Origin of the sequence: Tigheibacillus halophilus (assembly GCF_042683165.1) — a bacterium.
Lineage (GTDB): Bacteria > Bacillota > Bacilli > Bacillales > Amphibacillaceae > Tigheibacillus > Tigheibacillus halophilus.
Window position 1 is genome coordinate 56,747 of sequence record NZ_JBHUIZ010000017.1, and the last position, 15,325, is coordinate 72,071.

General features: G+C 41.5%; 12 protein-coding genes. All 12 read left to right on the forward strand.

What is annotated here, in order from left to right:
- Window positions 1-179 precede the first annotated feature (179 nt).
- The 12 genes from uvrA to dhbC all read left to right on the forward strand — a co-directional run bounded on the left by uvrA (window position 180) and on the right by dhbC (window position 15,313).
- Window positions 180-3,062: an excinuclease ABC subunit UvrA gene (gene uvrA, locus ACFSMW_RS18755; protein ID WP_390357841.1), complete on the forward strand. Its 2,883-nt coding sequence runs from the start codon at window positions 180-182 to the stop codon at window positions 3,060-3,062.
- 250 nt (window positions 3,063-3,312) lie between these two features.
- Window positions 3,313-3,447: a hypothetical protein gene (locus tag ACFSMW_RS18760; protein ID WP_390357842.1), complete on the forward strand. Its 135-nt coding sequence runs from the start codon at window positions 3,313-3,315 to the stop codon at window positions 3,445-3,447.
- Window positions 3,448-3,542: 95 nt separating this feature from the next.
- Complete coding sequence (locus ACFSMW_RS18765) at window positions 3,543-3,893, forward strand: YojF family protein (RefSeq protein WP_390357843.1); 351 nt, start codon at window positions 3,543-3,545, stop codon at window positions 3,891-3,893.
- Between the two features lie 60 nt (window positions 3,894-3,953).
- Complete coding sequence (bshB2, locus tag ACFSMW_RS18770) at window positions 3,954-4,619, forward strand: bacillithiol biosynthesis deacetylase BshB2 (protein WP_390357844.1); 666 nt, start codon at window positions 3,954-3,956, stop codon at window positions 4,617-4,619.
- Between the two features lie 346 nt (window positions 4,620-4,965).
- Window positions 4,966-5,763 carry a Fe-S cluster assembly ATPase SufC gene (sufC, locus tag ACFSMW_RS18775; protein WP_390357845.1) on the forward strand — a complete coding sequence of 266 codons (798 nt, stop codon included), beginning with the start codon at window positions 4,966-4,968 and terminating at the stop codon, window positions 5,761-5,763.
- A 17-nt stretch (window positions 5,764-5,780) separates the two neighbouring features.
- On the forward strand, window positions 5,781-7,091 hold the full coding sequence (gene sufD / locus ACFSMW_RS18780) for a Fe-S cluster assembly protein SufD (RefSeq protein WP_390357846.1): 1,311 nt from the start codon (window positions 5,781-5,783) through the stop codon (window positions 7,089-7,091).
- Window positions 7,091-8,314 carry a cysteine desulfurase gene (locus ACFSMW_RS18785; protein ID WP_390357847.1) on the forward strand — a complete coding sequence of 408 codons (1,224 nt, stop codon included), beginning with the start codon at window positions 7,091-7,093 and terminating at the stop codon, window positions 8,312-8,314. Before sufD ends, ACFSMW_RS18785 begins: the two co-directional genes overlap by 1 nt.
- Window positions 8,301-8,720, forward strand: coding sequence for a Fe-S cluster assembly sulfur transfer protein SufU (gene sufU / locus ACFSMW_RS18790; RefSeq protein ID WP_390357848.1), 420 nt, complete (start codon window positions 8,301-8,303; stop codon window positions 8,718-8,720). Before ACFSMW_RS18785 ends, sufU begins: the two co-directional genes overlap by 14 nt.
- 46 nt (window positions 8,721-8,766) lie before the next feature.
- Window positions 8,767-10,164 (forward strand): Fe-S cluster assembly protein SufB, encoded by a 1,398-nt coding sequence (sufB, locus tag ACFSMW_RS18795; protein WP_390357849.1) that lies wholly within the window; start codon window positions 8,767-8,769, stop codon window positions 10,162-10,164.
- A gap of 880 nt (window positions 10,165-11,044) precedes the next feature.
- Window positions 11,045-11,620 (forward strand): dihydrofolate reductase family protein, encoded by a 576-nt coding sequence (locus ACFSMW_RS18800; RefSeq protein ID WP_390357850.1) that lies wholly within the window; start codon window positions 11,045-11,047, stop codon window positions 11,618-11,620.
- A 1,647-nt stretch (window positions 11,621-13,267) separates the two neighbouring features.
- Window positions 13,268-14,053, forward strand: coding sequence for a 2,3-dihydro-2,3-dihydroxybenzoate dehydrogenase (locus tag ACFSMW_RS18805; protein WP_390357851.1), 786 nt, complete (start codon window positions 13,268-13,270; stop codon window positions 14,051-14,053).
- A gap of 21 nt (window positions 14,054-14,074) precedes the next feature.
- On the forward strand, window positions 14,075-15,313 hold the full coding sequence (gene dhbC / locus ACFSMW_RS18810) for an isochorismate synthase DhbC (RefSeq protein WP_390357852.1): 1,239 nt from the start codon (window positions 14,075-14,077) through the stop codon (window positions 15,311-15,313).
- Window positions 15,314-15,325: the final 12 nt, after the last annotated feature.

Here is a 15,325-nt window from a genome sequence, read left to right on the forward strand (position 1 = left end):
CATGCAGGGAGGGGAAGAAGGAATTCACCTTCCGAAAAAGGTTCACACTTCCGTATATCAAGAATCAGCAGTCTTTCCAAGTGATGGACATTCGTTCTAAAAAACAACTACCATAAAAATTACTAAATACAGTTTCACTTTGTATCGTTAAATTCAAATTGTGGAAGGAAGATTCGTTCATGCCAAGCAAGTCAATCAAGATTCAAGGTGCTAGAGCGCATAATTTGAAAAACATCAGCATCAATATCCCAAAAAACAAATTAGTTGTGGTAACCGGGTTGTCGGGTTCAGGAAAATCTTCGCTAGCTTTTGATACGATTTATGCTGAAGGACAACGCAGATATGTTGAATCACTTTCAGCATATGCACGCCAATTTTTAGGTCAAATGGATAAACCGGATGTGGATTCAATTGAAGGCTTGTCACCGGCGATTTCCATAGATCAAAAAACAACCAGCCGCAATCCGCGCTCGACTGTCGGTACGGTTACTGAAATATATGATTATCTCAGGCTTCTTTATGCCCGTATAGGAAGGCCTACATGCCCAAAACATGGTATAGAAATCAGTTCGCAAACCATTCAGCAGATGGTCGACCGTATTTTAGAATACCCGGAACGCACAAAGATGCAAATACTTGCACCAGTTGTTTCTGGCCGCAAGGGTGAACATGTCAAGGTTTTGGAAAAGCTTAAACAAGAAGGATATGTTCGCGTTCGTGTAGATAAAGAAATGCGTGAAGTGACGGAAGAAATCAAGCTGGAGAAAAATAAAAAACATTCGATTGAAGTTGTGATAGACAGAATTGTTGTGAAAGAGGGAATTAGTACACGGCTTAGCGATTCATTGGAAACAGCTCTTTCGCTGGCAGATGGGCATGTGATCGTAGATGTGATCGGAGAAGAAGAACTGCTGTTCAGTGAACATTTTGCGTGTCCAATTTGTGGATTCTCCGTTGGTGAATTGGAGCCGCGTCTGTTTTCCTTCAATAGCCCGTTTGGTGCTTGCCCGACGTGTGATGGACTCGGAACAAGACAGGAAGTCGATCTTGATTTGGTTATTCCAGACTGGAATAAATCCTTGAAGGAAAATGCTATTGCGGCATGGGAGCCAATCAGCTCGCAATATTATCCGCAGCTGCTCAAAAGTGTGTGTGAGCACTATGGCATTGATATGACGGTACCTGTGAAAGACATTCCAAAACAGCAGATGGATAAAATTTTATATGGCAGTGGCAAGGAAAAAATACGTTTTTACTATATGAATGACTTTGGCAGAGCCAAGGATGACCATATTATGTTTGAAGGCGTGATCCATAATATTTCCCGACGCTTCAGAGAGACATCGTCAGACTTTGTCCGTGAAACGTTAGAAAAATATATGACCCAAACAAAGTGTCCGACCTGTAAAGGATATCGTCTAAAAGAGGAAGCGCTCGCCGTTTTGATCAATGGTCAACATATCAGTCAGATTACGGACTATTCGATTACAGAGGCAAAGAACTTTTTCGGTTCACTTGATTTGACGGAAAAGGAAGCGAAAATCGCGAACTTGATATTGAAAGAAATTTCCAGCCGTCTGGAATTTCTGAATAATGTCGGTCTTGATTATTTGACGATGTCAAGAGCAGCGGGAACACTATCCGGTGGAGAAGCACAGCGCATCAGACTCGCTACGCAAATCGGATCTGCATTGACGGGTGTCTTGTATGTGCTTGATGAGCCCTCGATTGGACTGCATCAGCGAGATAATGACCGTTTGATAGCAACGTTGAAAAGCATGCGTGACTTAGACAATACGCTAATTGTAGTCGAGCATGATGAGGATACGATGGTTGCTGCCGATTGGCTGATCGATATCGGACCAGGAGCAGGGGAGCACGGAGGGCATATTGTTGCAAGTGGGACCCCGCAAAAAGTAATGAATACAAAAAAATCTCTCACAGGACAATATTTATCTGGAAATAAATATATTCCGCTCCCTGCTGAACGGAGGAAGAGTGACAAACGGTTTATCGAAGTGGTCGGCGGAGCAGCGAACAACTTGAAAAACGTACATGCCAAATTTCCCCTGGGAATGATGACTGTTGTAACAGGAGTATCTGGCTCTGGTAAAAGTACCCTTGTCAACGAAATATTATATAAGTCATTGGCTAAGGAACTCTATGCGGGAAAACACCGGCCCGGAAAACATAAAGAGGTTAAAGGCATCAGTCAAATTGAAAAAGTGATTGATATCGACCAGTCTCCAATCGGCCGGACACCACGTTCTAATCCAGCGACATATACTGGCGTATTTGATGATATCCGCGATGTGTTTGCATCAACGAATGAGGCAAAGGTGCGCGGATATAAGAAAGGCCGCTTCAGTTTCAATGTTAAAGGCGGACGCTGTGAGGCCTGCAGAGGGGACGGTATCATCAAAATCGAAATGCATTTCCTTCCGGACGTCTACGTTCCTTGTGAAGTTTGTCACGGCAAACGTTATAACCGCGAAACGCTTGAAGTTAAATATAAAGGGAAAAGCATTGCCGATGTATTAGATATGACTATCGAGGAGGCATTGAAATTCTTTGCTAACGTTCCAAAAATCAAGCGCAAGCTGCAGACCATATACGATGTCGGCCTTGGTTATGTAAAGCTGGGACAGCCGGCGACTACGTTATCCGGTGGAGAAGCACAGCGGGTTAAATTGGCGAGTGAACTCCATCGAAGATCGAACGGGAAGTCATTTTATATTCTGGATGAACCGACAACCGGTCTGCATGTAGATGACATTAAACGTTTACTGACCGTTCTCCAGCGGCTTGTAGATAACGGAGATACAGTGTTGATTATTGAACATAATCTGGACGTGATTAAAACAGCCGATAATATCATCGATCTCGGTCCTGAGGGCGGGGATCGCGGAGGACAAATCATTGCGACTGGAACGCCAGAGCAAATCGCTGATAACGAAAAATCATATACCGGTCATTACCTGAAGCCGGTTCTGGAACGAGACAGAAAACGCATGGAAACAGAATTGGCCTCAAAAGAGAAAATAGCATCCGGCAGCAATTAATGGATGGTAAACAAGATGTAGCAGTTTCAGTGAAAAAATGGTTACTGAAAAATCTTTGATAAATAGACGGCACCCCTGCTTTGATATGCTCCCCCTATAGTAGACAGTAAAAAGAAAGCACGTTAATCTGTCTACTATAGGGGGATTTTTTGTGGGGAAGAAACGAAAAACTTATAATATTGACTTTAAGAAGAAAGTTGTTAACCTTCATCTTAAAGATGGGATGGGTTAAAACACAATAGCTAGAGAAATGAACATTGATAAAAATCGAGTAAAAAGATGGGTAAACCATTTTAATACTGAGGGAACAAAGGGACTTGAGGAAAAACGACGGTGTAAGCTCTTTTGCAAAGATGCCAGCATGAAGTTGCCTTATCGACGATGACTGGTCGGGTTTTCTATTCGTTTTTTTTAAGCGCAAGCTTTGACGATTGCTGATTATTTCTGTAATGTTAAATTCATAGGCAGGGAGGACAAAACATGAAATCGATTGAAATAGAACAAGTGCAAAATGTATTGGAAGGTTTTATCAATAAAGAAGTTTATATTCATTTAGAAACGACAAATGGAGCGTATACCGGTCACTTCAACAAGGCGTTAAACGCAGGAGTGTATATCCGTAATGCGCAAGTATCTTTTTCCCAAGCGAAAATTGTTCCTGCGGAAATCGGATACCGTATTGGCCTGAAAATGAATTTAGGGTGGATTTATGCAGAAGGTTTGACTGACTGGGAGATGTTTGAAGATACAAAGCTGTTGATGGCTGGACATGATGAAGACGGGCGGCTGATGGTCGCCTTGGAAATCAGCGAAACACCTTTTAGCTTTTGAAATCATAAAAGAGATTAAATGTTGTACGCTTACTATAAGGCAGCAAAGGACTGATGAAGAATGGATAAACACGTTGTAATCATTTTTCCCCATCCGGATGACGAGTCATTTGGTACCGCAGGCACAATTGCCAAATTTCGATCAGAAGGTGTGCCGGTAACCTACCTATGTGGTACGTTGGGAGAAATGGGGAGGAATATGGGCTTACCAATCATAGCAAATCGGGAAACAATGCCGGAAATCCGTAAACAAGAGCTGATAAATGCTTGTAAAGAGCTTGATGTGGATCTTCAGATGCTTGGATATCGGGATAAGACATTAGAGTTTGAAGACAGGGGTGAAGTAGCCACCCGTTTAAAAGGTCTTTTAGAGGAATTGAATCCTCATCTTGTAATCACCCATTATCCAGGTCATGGTGTACACCCTGACCATAATGCGTTAGGAGCGGCGGCTATCCAGGCAGTTGGCAGTATGGCTCCTGATAAAAGACCCGTCGTCTGGGCAAGTGCTATCACGACGAACAGATACGAAGTTTTGGGCAATCCCGACATTGAAGTGGATATCAGTAACTTCTTTGATGAAAAGCTGAAAGCGATCATGGCTCACGAAACACAGGCCAAAGGTATTATCGGAAACTTTAGGGGCCGAAAACCTTCCCAAGAGGATTTCAAGGCCATCGCTAAAGAGGCTCTTGGAAAAGAAGCATTTTATACGTGGCAATTTTAAGATGATCACACTGCAGGAGCACAATTCTTGCAGGGTGATTTTTTACTGATTGACAAGTTTCTTTGCTGTAGGGAAGATACAAATTTCACTATCCCTTTTTCTTCCATGAAAAAAGTGGTATCATCGTATTCCAACCGCTGTAATCATCTTAAATACAAGAGAGGAATGTCTTGCAGGACTTTGAGATTGCTTTCAAAAAGGGTTATAATGAAGGGAGTCATTCGAATGGTGGCAAACAGCCAGAAAAAGTTGATATTAAATTCGAAATGATATAAGATTATAATGAGAATAAATTGAGAATGATATTTTCTCATCAAAATATAATGAAGTATTTGGAGGTATTGATATGGCAGGATCTACGCTAGAAATCAAGGACTTACATGTATCCATCGAGGGTAAGGAAATTTTAAAAGGTGTGAACCTTACAATAAATGGCGGGGAATTCCACGCAATTATGGGACCTAATGGTACAGGGAAATCGACATTGGCATCTGCGATCATGGGCCATCCAAAATATGAAGTAACACAAGGAAGCATTTTGATGGATGGTGAAGATGTATTGGAAATGGAAGTCGATGAACGTGCACGTGCCGGTTTGTTCCTGGCAATGCAATATCCAAGTGAAATCACTGGTGTGACCACTTCTGACTTCTTGCGTTCGTCTATTAATTCCCGTCGCGAGGAAGGCGATGAAATCCCGTTGATGAAATTCATCAAGGAAATGGATAATACATTGGACTTTCTTGATATCGATAAAAACATGGCACAGCGTTATCTGAACGAAGGTTTCTCCGGTGGGGAGAAAAAACGTAATGAAATTCTGCAATTGATGCTTTTGAAGCCTGAAATTGCCATTCTGGATGAAATCGACTCTGGATTGGATATCGATGCGTTAAAAGTCGTTTCTAAAGGTATCAATAAGATGCGGAACGATAATTTCGGCTGCCTGATCATCACACACTACCAGCGACTGTTGAACTATATTACTCCTGACTATGTGCATGTCATGATGCAAGGTAAAGTCGTCAAATCTGGCGGTCCTGAACTGGCTCAACGTCTGGAAGCTGAGGGCTATGAATGGTTGAACGACGAATTGGGAATTGAAGTTGTTGAAGATGAGGAAACAGCAGAACAAAATGCATAATGGTTAGGAGGGGTAATATGGCTGTTGAAACGAAATTGCCGTACGATAAAGATTACATTGAACAGTTTTCAAAAAACCGGCAAGAACCAGAGTGGATGAAAGATTTGCGACTTGACGCAATCAGACAATCTGAACATCTGCCAATGCCGGAGCCTGATAAAACGAAAATTACAAAATGGAATTTGACACAGTTTGAGCATGATTATGGAACAGGTGCCGAAATTTCTTCATTAGGGGATTTGCCGGCGGAAATCAAAGACTTCTTTGATAAGGATAACCTGCCGCAAAACCTGCTGATTCAGCGTAATCAGTCTGTTGCCTTTGCTGCTTTGAGCGAAGAATTGAAAGAAAAAGGTGTTATCTTCACTGATATTTTTACAGCGATGAAAGAACATGAAAGCCTGGTGAAACGCTACTATATGAAAGATGCCGTGTCTGTCGATGAACATCGCTTGACTGCTTTGCATGCGGCCTTGATGAATGGCGGCGTATTCGTTTATGTTCCTAAAAATGTTGAAGTGGAAGTTCCTTTGCAAGTGGTATTCTGGGATGAAAACCCGGAAATCGCCTATGTAAACCATGTACTCGTTGTTGCTGACGATAATAGTTCGCTTACTTATGTCGAGAATTACATTTCGAATAACGAGGAACAAGAATCGGTTGCAAATATTGTAACAGAAGTAATTGCACATAATAATGCAAAAATCTTGTTTGGTGCAGTTGATAATTTTGCGAAAGGGACCACTGCGTACATTAACCGCCGCGGCATTGCTTATCGTGATGCTAATATCGAATGGGCACTTGGTCAAATGAATGATGGAAATACCGTCTCTGAAAATATCACCAATCTGCTTGGTGACAATTCCAATGCTTTTGCTAAAACAGTTACTGTTGGACGCGGCAAACAGACGCAAAACATTACTGCCAAAGTTGTTAACTGGGGCAAAAACACAGAGGGACATATTCTGCAGCATGGTGTCATGAAAGACGCCGCAACCAATATTTTTAATGGTATTGGTAAAATCGAGAATGGTGCTTCCGGAGCGAACGCAGAGCAAACTTCCCGCGTGCTGATGCTTAGTGAAAAAGCAAGAGGTGACGCTAACCCGATATTGCTGATCGAAGAGGATGATGTTATGGCTGGTCATGCCGCATCTGTCGGACGTGTCGATCCATTGCAGCTTTACTACTTGATGAGCCGGGGAATTTCACAGGCTGAGGCAGAGCGTTTGATCATTCATGGTTTCCTTGCACCGGTTGTCGGTCAGTTGCCGATTGAATCAGTCAAAGAACAATTGACACAAGTGATTGAAAGGAAGGTTTACTGATGGATGCAGCAGCCATTCGGCAAATGTTTCCAGCTTTAAATCAGGAAGTAAATGGGCATCCATTGGTTTATCTTGATTCATCTGCAACATCACAGAAGCCACAGCAGGTGATTGATGCCGTCGCGAATTATTATACGTACGACAATTCCAATGTGCACCGTGGTGTGCATACGCTTGGTAACCGGGCGACGGAAGCGTATGAAGGTGCTCGTGAAAAAGTTCGACGCTTTATACATGCGAAAAGTGCCGCGGAGATCATTTTTACTCGCGGTACGACCACTTCCATCAATACGGTTGCGTATAGCTATGCCCGCGCGAACCTGCAAGCTGGCGATGAAATTGTCATCACGCAAATGGAACATCATAGCAACCTGATTCCCTGGCAACAAGCAGCAAAAGCTACTGGAGCGACATTGAAATACATGCCACTTCAAGATGATGGTACTGTTTCTTTAGAGGATGCCAGAGCAACCATCACCGGCAATACTAAGATCGTTGCTATTACGCATGTATCAAATGTGCTAGGCACCATTAATCCGGTTAAAGAAATTGCTAAAATCGCTCATGATAATGATGCAGTGATCCTGGTTGACGGTGCACAGGGTGCACCGCATATGCAGGTCGATGTACAGGATATCGATTGCGATTTTTATGCTTTTTCCGGACATAAGATGTGTGCGCCTACAGGCATCGGGGTACTGTACGGTAAAAGAGCATTGCTTGAAGAAATGGAGCCGGTCGAATTTGGCGGAGAGATGATCGACTTTGTGAATCTGTATGATTCTACCTGGAAAGAACTGCCTTGGAAATTCGAAGGGGGAACACCCATCATCGCCGGTGCTATCGGCCTTGGTGCTGCAATTGATTTTCTTACCGAAATCGGAATGGATGCTATTCACCGGCATGAAGAAGAATTAATCGCTTATGCAGTAGATAGATTGCACGAAGTAGATGATTTGATTATCTATGGGCCCAAAAAACGCGCTGGGTTGATCACCTTCAATATGAGAGATGTTCATCCGCATGATGCTGCAACGGTTCTGGATGCGGAAGGTATTGCAGTAAGGGCAGGGCATCATTGTGCACAGCCGCTCATGAAAGAACTTGGTGTTAATGCGACTGCCAGAGCAAGTTTCTATCTTTATAATACAATGGAAGATGTGGACAAATTGACAGAAGGACTCTTGAAAACGAAGGAGTATTTCGGAAATGTCTTTAAATAACCTTGACACGCTCTATAGACAAGTCATCATGGATCATTACAAGAATCCTAAAAACAAAGGTGAGCTAGAGGGAGACGCACTGACCATCGATATGAACAATCCAACATGCGGCGATCGTATTCAACTGCAGCTGCAAATTGAAGATGGCATGGTGAAAGATGCCAAATTCACGGGGGAAGGATGTTCTATCAGTATGTCTTCCGCATCGATGATGACACAGGCAATAAAAGGAAAAAAAGTATCCGAAGCTTTGCAAATGTCGAGTAGTTTTTCAAATATGATGCTAGGTGAAGATGAAGAATTTGAAGATGATATCCAGGCATTGCAAGGTGTATCCAAGTTCCCAGCAAGAATCAAATGTGCAACACTTGCTTGGAAAGCAATGGAAAAGGCAGTAAAAGAATAGTTTTTATATGCTAGAATGAGTAAAAACCATAAGGAGGTTTTATTCGATGGCAAAGAAAATGCCTGAAATGGAAGAATATAAATATGGTTTCCGTGATAAAGACGTCTCCATTTTCCGTACTGAAAAAGGGTTGACGCCTAGAATCGTTGAAGAAATTTCCAAAATGAAAGAAGAACCTCAATGGATGCTTGATTACCGCTTGAAAGCGTTGGATCATTTTTATAAGCGTCCAATGCCGCAATGGGGCGGTGACCTTTCAGAATTGGATTTTGATGAAATAGTTTATTATGTCAAACCTTCTGAGAGACAAGGGAAAACATGGGACGAAGTGCCCGATGAAATCAAGCAGACATTCGATAAATTGGGTATTCCGGAAGCAGAGCAAAAATATCTTGCTGGCGTATCTGCGCAATATGAATCTGAGGTTGTCTACCACAGCCTGAAGGAAGATCTGCAAAAGCTTGGCATTATCTTCCTTGATACTGATACAGCTTTAAAAGAACATGAAGAATTATTCAAGCAGTACTTTGGCAAGGTCATTCCGCCAACGGATAATAAGTTTGCCGCACTGAACTCAGCGGTTTGGTCAGGCGGATCATTTATCTATGTTCCGAAGGGTGTTAAAGCAACAACACCACTGCAGGCATATTTCCGTATCAACTCGGAAAACATGGGACAGTTTGAACGTACCTTGATTATTGTTGATGAAGGGGCATCCGTCCATTATGTAGAAGGATGTACTGCACCAGTCTACACAACAAATTCATTGCACAGTGCGGTTGTTGAAATCTTCGTTCATAAAGATGCGTATTGCCGTTATACAACCATTCAAAACTGGGCTAACAATGTTTACAACCTGGTTACGAAGCGTGCAACGGTTGATGCAAATGGAACGATGGAATGGATCGATGGTAATATCGGATCTAAACTGACGATGAAATATCCTGCTATCTTGCTAAAAGGGGAAGGATCTCGCGGTAATACATTATCCATTGCCATTGCAGGTAAAGGTCAGGTGCAGGATGCTGGTGCAAAAATGCATCACCTGGCGCCAAACACATCTTCTACTATCGTTTCGAAATCGATTTCTAAGCATGGCGGCAAAGTGAACTATCGCGGCCTGGTCCACTTCGGAAGAAAAGCCGAAAACGCCCGCGCTAACGTAGAATGCGATACATTGATCATGGATAATCAATCTACTTCAGATACGATTCCATACAATGAAGTGAACAATAACAACATCTCGTTGGAACACGAGGCAAAAGTTTCAAAAGTTTCTGAGGAGCAGCTTTTCTATCTGATGAGCCGCGGTTTATCAGAACAGGAAGCGACAGAAATGATTGTTATGGGCTTTATCGAACCATTTACGAAAGAACTGCCAATGGAATATGCTGTTGAAATGAACAGATTGATCAAGTTCGAAATGGAAGGTTCCATCGGATAAAACCCTAGAACCCTTGTCACTACTTCATTAGTGGCGAGGGTTCATTTTATTATGTCTTCTTTTTGCCACAGCATTTTCATGTTGTGAAAACAATACGTGCCTCTCGCTCGGATGACTTCATACCACAATGAATAGTGTCACACACGCTGGATCCATTGATTTGATTTTTTTCAGTTGCATTCATATGTCCCACAGCATAGGATTTCCATTCCCATTCCGAGAAACTTCCAGCTTGTTGATGAAATCAAAACTATGCATGTTGTCATTCGGCTTATTTATTAATACATCAGTTGGCTGGTTATAGACTACATCATAATTGGCATACATTTTCAATGGCAATGATGACAGTGTATTAGATAGCCGGTAATAACCGAAAATATGGTTTCATTATCTGACCAGTTTGCTGTTATTGATTCCCCGAAACGTACAGCCAAACTAATTGGTTAAATCATACGTTTTATCCTTCTCCCGGCACTCCACAACAATGCTTAGACATGATAAATAAAAATCGATTTCGTAAAGATGGCAAGATTAAAAGTACACCATACGTTTGAGATAGATTGATTGAGGCGGGTATGACAAATGCCAAGGACCCTCACATGCGAATGACACGTGAACAGTTTGGAACGATGTTGGGCAGGTTGATAGACGCTGGAATAATTTCAAATAATTAATTCAGCTTTCACTCATGGAAGGGCTAAGTAGATATAACTATGACTTTTTTGATTTGTCCAATAAACATTATTGTGGTAAAACTAAATAAGGTTTCTATTAATGGGCCTGATTGTTGAATAGAGAAATTTAGCAAGTATGTGTGCTAAACCTGACTTTGCCAATGACGTTAATAATTCTTTCAATGTAAACAAAAGGAGAACTGAAAATGAGAAAACTCGTTCTATTTCTGCATGCATCGCTTGACGGTTTTGTAGAAGGGCCAAACGGTGAAATGGACATTGGCTGGGTTTCCTATGATTCCAATTTGGAAGAACATGCGAAAGAAATTCTTAGTACCGCCGACACTGTCATTTGGGGACGTGGGACTTACCAGATGATGCACAGTTACTGGCCAACTGTGCCTTCGAACCCATCAGCTTCTCCATATGAACGGAATCATGCCGAATGGATTGAAAAGGCAGCCAAAATCGTTTTTTCCACGACGCTGGAGAAAGTCGAATGGAACAATTCCAGATTGGTGAAAGAAGAGGTCGAGAAAGAGATCAAGAACCTCAAACAGCAGCCAGGCAAGGATATGGTAATCCTAGGCAGTCCAAGATTCGCACATTACCTTATGCAGCTTGATTTAATTGATGAGTATAAAATTACGGTTTCTCCTGTCGTGGTTGGCAGCGGGTTGCCGTTGTTCCAAGGTCTTAAGGAGAAGATCAATCTTAAACTTATCGAAAACAAAACATTCGATTCTGGAGCTGTAGGTCTTGTTTACCAGACGATGAGATAACCTTGTTACCTAAAGTGGATTGCGCTGACGAATACGTTCGCACAATAAAAGCAGTGGCAGTCTAGGCCTTTCGAGTTCCTGGTCCGTCATTGCTTTTTTTACGAGTTGTCAAATTCAAGTTGTCTGGTGATCGTTTTTAAACCAACCCCTTTTTTTATTTCAAGTAAAAGAGGAACAATAAAAGATAGTTGTATGATCTTGAAATCAAGTCTTCCCTATAAGAGCGTGATTCCTGCTATGGGTTAAGTAAATAAAAACAGCCCCGCTCCTAATTGGATAGGGAATTGTTCTATTTCCTGGCTTCGGAGGTGAACCAATGGATTATTATGATACCTTGCTATTAATATCCGATGATCGTCCTGTATCTGAAAGGTTTAAATCCTGTATCTTCTAAACGTCATAACACTTTTGAAAATGAATTAGACTTTGTGCATGTTATTTCAGAAATAATTACCCCGAAGAACAAAAGTAAAAATTTTCATATAGTCTAAGTTTCTCATTCAATCACCAAATGGCATATTCCTATGCTATTTTAGAGAACGGGAAAATTAAACGCATTTTCGTAAATTGTGAGCTACCTTATTGTGCTTACAAATGTATTGACGAGAGATTGATTACAAATAAAAGGTTACCTTGTAATCAAGGTCTTACTGTATTTCCAAATGTTAGAGTAAAAATCTAACATTCGGATACAGTACCTGACTGTGGGGTTTATTTGTCCTTAACCCGTATTCTGATTTGTTCCCTTTTTATGAGAGTATATTGTTATACTAATTTTACTACAAAATACCTATGTGTATACTAGGAGATGAGATATACTTTTTCTACATATATTTTCCGGTATAAATCCATTAGCTTTCTGTGCCCATAAAGAGAGAGCTGCTAATTTCTGTTAGCTCTTTTTCTGTTCTCTCTCTAGATTGATCTTCCACTTGATTCATTACATAAAAATGGAACTAGATATAGAACTATATAGTCAATAAAATGTTTTCCTATTCTATAATTCATTTCAATACTGCTAGTTCATAGTTACTATCCTCTGTTTGAGTCTTCTTTTTTCATTGTAACCAATTGTCCTTGTTATTTACTACATCCTTAATTTCCACCCCGAAATTTACGAAATTGAATATTTTTTCAATGGCTAAAGGGCCTGTAAATTTGGAAATGGTATGTAAAACCTAGCAATTTTTAATCACTGTGGAACAGTAGCCTGATGCTTTAAATGTTCAATTTTACAGCGAAAGTCCTGTCCCCTAAATGATCCAGAAAGAACATAGTGGGTTAGTATTTACACTTACTTTGCGTGTTTTTTCTTGTAATCTAAGTAGCCTCTTACTATCTTCCAAAAAGAAGATGAATGACAACCAGATATAAGTCTTCATAACCATATTTGATAAATGAATAAAAAAAGTTTCGTTTTTCAAAGAAATAAGGAGCATCCCTAGGCATTGTAGCCTAAATGTTGAAAAGTAATATATTTTTAGAAAAAGGAAAGAGCAGGACTAAGTTATCATTTGGTAAAAAATACAGGAAATATCTTGATTTTTCTTTTCAGAGATCCTATCATAAACGGTAGCAATTGATAATGAAAATCATTCTCAATAAAAGAATGGTGAATCAAATAAATGTTTGGAAAGGAGCGCTGGTGTGAAAAAGAATGAACTTGCAGGAAAAATTGCAGTTGTTACAGGTGCTGCTGGAGGTATGGGGCAGATCATTGCAAAACAGCTTGCGGAGCATGGAGCGGTGATAGCTGCGATAGATCAGAATGAAAATGAACTTGTCAATAGCACGAAAATATGGCGGGAAAAAGGGTACCATGTTACAGCTTTCCCGGCAGATATCAGTGATTCTGCTGCTGTAGAAGAAGTTATTTCTAAAGTTGAATCGGACTTGGGCCCTATAGAGATATTAGTAAATATAGCTGGTGTACTTCGGTTGGGAACGATAGAAACCCTGAGTGAAACAGACTGGGATATTAGTTTCGCTGTAAATGCGACAGGTGTATTTCATGTTTCCAGAATAGTTAGCAAATATATGGTCTCGCGCAGGAGCGGCTCTATTGTCACTGTCAGTTCCAATGCCAGCCATATGCCAAGGATGGCAATGGCAGCCTATAGTGCTTCAAAGGCTGCAGCAACGATGTTTACTAAATGTTTAGGCTTGGAATTGGCGCAACATCATATTCGCTGCAACATCGTATCTCCCGGCTCAACGGACACGAAAATGCTAAGAAAGCTTTGGAAAGATGAGAATGGCGCACAACAAACGATAGATGGGCAACTTGAAGCGTATCGCGTCGGGATTCCGTTAGGAAAAATTGGCAGTCCTTCCGAGATTGCGGATGCGGTGCTGTTTTTAGTTTCAGATCATGCCTCCCATATAACGATGCAAGATATGGTTGTTGATGGTGGAGCTACTTTAGGAGTCTAACAAAAAGGAGGTTATCAGAAATTGGATAAATCAACTGTTTTAAAAACACAATCCATCTTGGATGAATATGAGTCGGGTGATTTCTTTTTAGCATCACCGCAACGGACCATAGTGGGAAAAGGTGTTTTTTCAGTTATCGAAGAGGCCTGGAAAACAAAAAATCAAATTTTCAGCCTGCCATCCCGTGTTGATGCAGCACTTGCAGCGGCGAAGCAAGCTGGTCATCCTTGTCCCATAGCTGTGGGAGCTGTTCCTTTTGATCACTCCGATGCTGCGGAAATTATAATTCCTGAAGAAGTAGACTTGTCAGGTCCATTGAATATGAAAACTGAACAGGAAGCGGATGCTCCGCCAATGATTTTTTATGAGATGGAGCCTGTGCCGGAACCAGAAATTTACATGGAAGGTGTCAACCAGGCTTTGGAGAAGATTGCGACGGAATCTATTGACAAAATTGTCGTTTCCAGAGCTTTAGATTTCAAAACCAAAGAGCAAGTCGATGTGAAACAGCTTTTAAAAAATTTGGCTCGGCACAACCGGCAAGGCTATACATTTGCAGTTGATTTGCCGAAGAAAAAAAGTTTGCGTAGTAGGGAGATGCCTTTAAAAAATAAACGTACGCTGATTGGGGCAAGCCCCGAACTACTTGTTGCTAAAAACGGCAATACATTATTCGCAAATCCACTGGCGGGTTCTCGACCCCGCTGTGATGACCCAGCGGAGGATCAACGGCGAGCTCTGGAGCTGCTCGATTCTGAAAAGGATTTGTACGAGCATGCTGTTGTGGTAGATATGGTAAAAGAAGCATTGGCTCCTTTTTGTAGAACGATAGAAGTACCAAACACACCGACTTTAACGAAGACGGAGGCGATGTGGCACTTATCTACGGAAATATATGGGACGTTGAAGCATACAGCCACCTCTTCATTGGAACTGGCGACTGCATTGCACCCTACCCCGGCTGTTTGCGGCTATCCGACAGTGTTGGCACGTGATGCAATCTATGAGATTGAACCCTTTGATCGAGGCTTTTTTACCGGTATGGTCGGTTGGTGTGATGAAACCGGCGATGGCGAATGGATTGTAACGATTCGCTGTGCGGAAGTACAAGAGCGTTCTCTGCGTCTATTTGCCGGGGCAGGAGTTGTAGCCGGATCGAAAGCTGCAGAAGAATTGCATGAAACAGGAGCGAAGTTTAGAACGATGTTGCATGCAATGGGCATGAAAGATGGAGAGATGAATGAAACTATTGATAAATAAACAGGGAGGAAT

What these genes read in the sequence shown, in the direction of transcription:
- uvrA (WP_390357841.1), top strand. Translation starts at nt 180, where the DNA reads ATGCCAAGCAAGTCAATCAAGATTCAAGGTGCTAGAGCGCATAATTTG.
- ACFSMW_RS18760 (WP_390357842.1), top strand. Translation starts at nt 3,313, where the DNA reads ATGAACATTGATAAAAATCGAGTAAAAAGATGGGTAAACCATTTTAAT.
- ACFSMW_RS18765 (WP_390357843.1), top strand. Translation starts at nt 3,543, where the DNA reads ATGAAATCGATTGAAATAGAACAAGTGCAAAATGTATTGGAAGGTTTT.
- bshB2 (WP_390357844.1), top strand. Translation starts at nt 3,954, where the DNA reads ATGGATAAACACGTTGTAATCATTTTTCCCCATCCGGATGACGAGTCA.
- sufC (WP_390357845.1), top strand. Translation starts at nt 4,966, where the DNA reads ATGGCAGGATCTACGCTAGAAATCAAGGACTTACATGTATCCATCGAG.
- sufD (WP_390357846.1), top strand. Translation starts at nt 5,781, where the DNA reads ATGGCTGTTGAAACGAAATTGCCGTACGATAAAGATTACATTGAACAG.
- ACFSMW_RS18785 (WP_390357847.1), top strand. Translation starts at nt 7,091, where the DNA reads ATGGATGCAGCAGCCATTCGGCAAATGTTTCCAGCTTTAAATCAGGAA.
- sufU (WP_390357848.1), top strand. Translation starts at nt 8,301, where the DNA reads ATGTCTTTAAATAACCTTGACACGCTCTATAGACAAGTCATCATGGAT.
- sufB (WP_390357849.1), top strand. Translation starts at nt 8,767, where the DNA reads ATGGCAAAGAAAATGCCTGAAATGGAAGAATATAAATATGGTTTCCGT.
- ACFSMW_RS18800 (WP_390357850.1), top strand. Translation starts at nt 11,045, where the DNA reads ATGAGAAAACTCGTTCTATTTCTGCATGCATCGCTTGACGGTTTTGTA.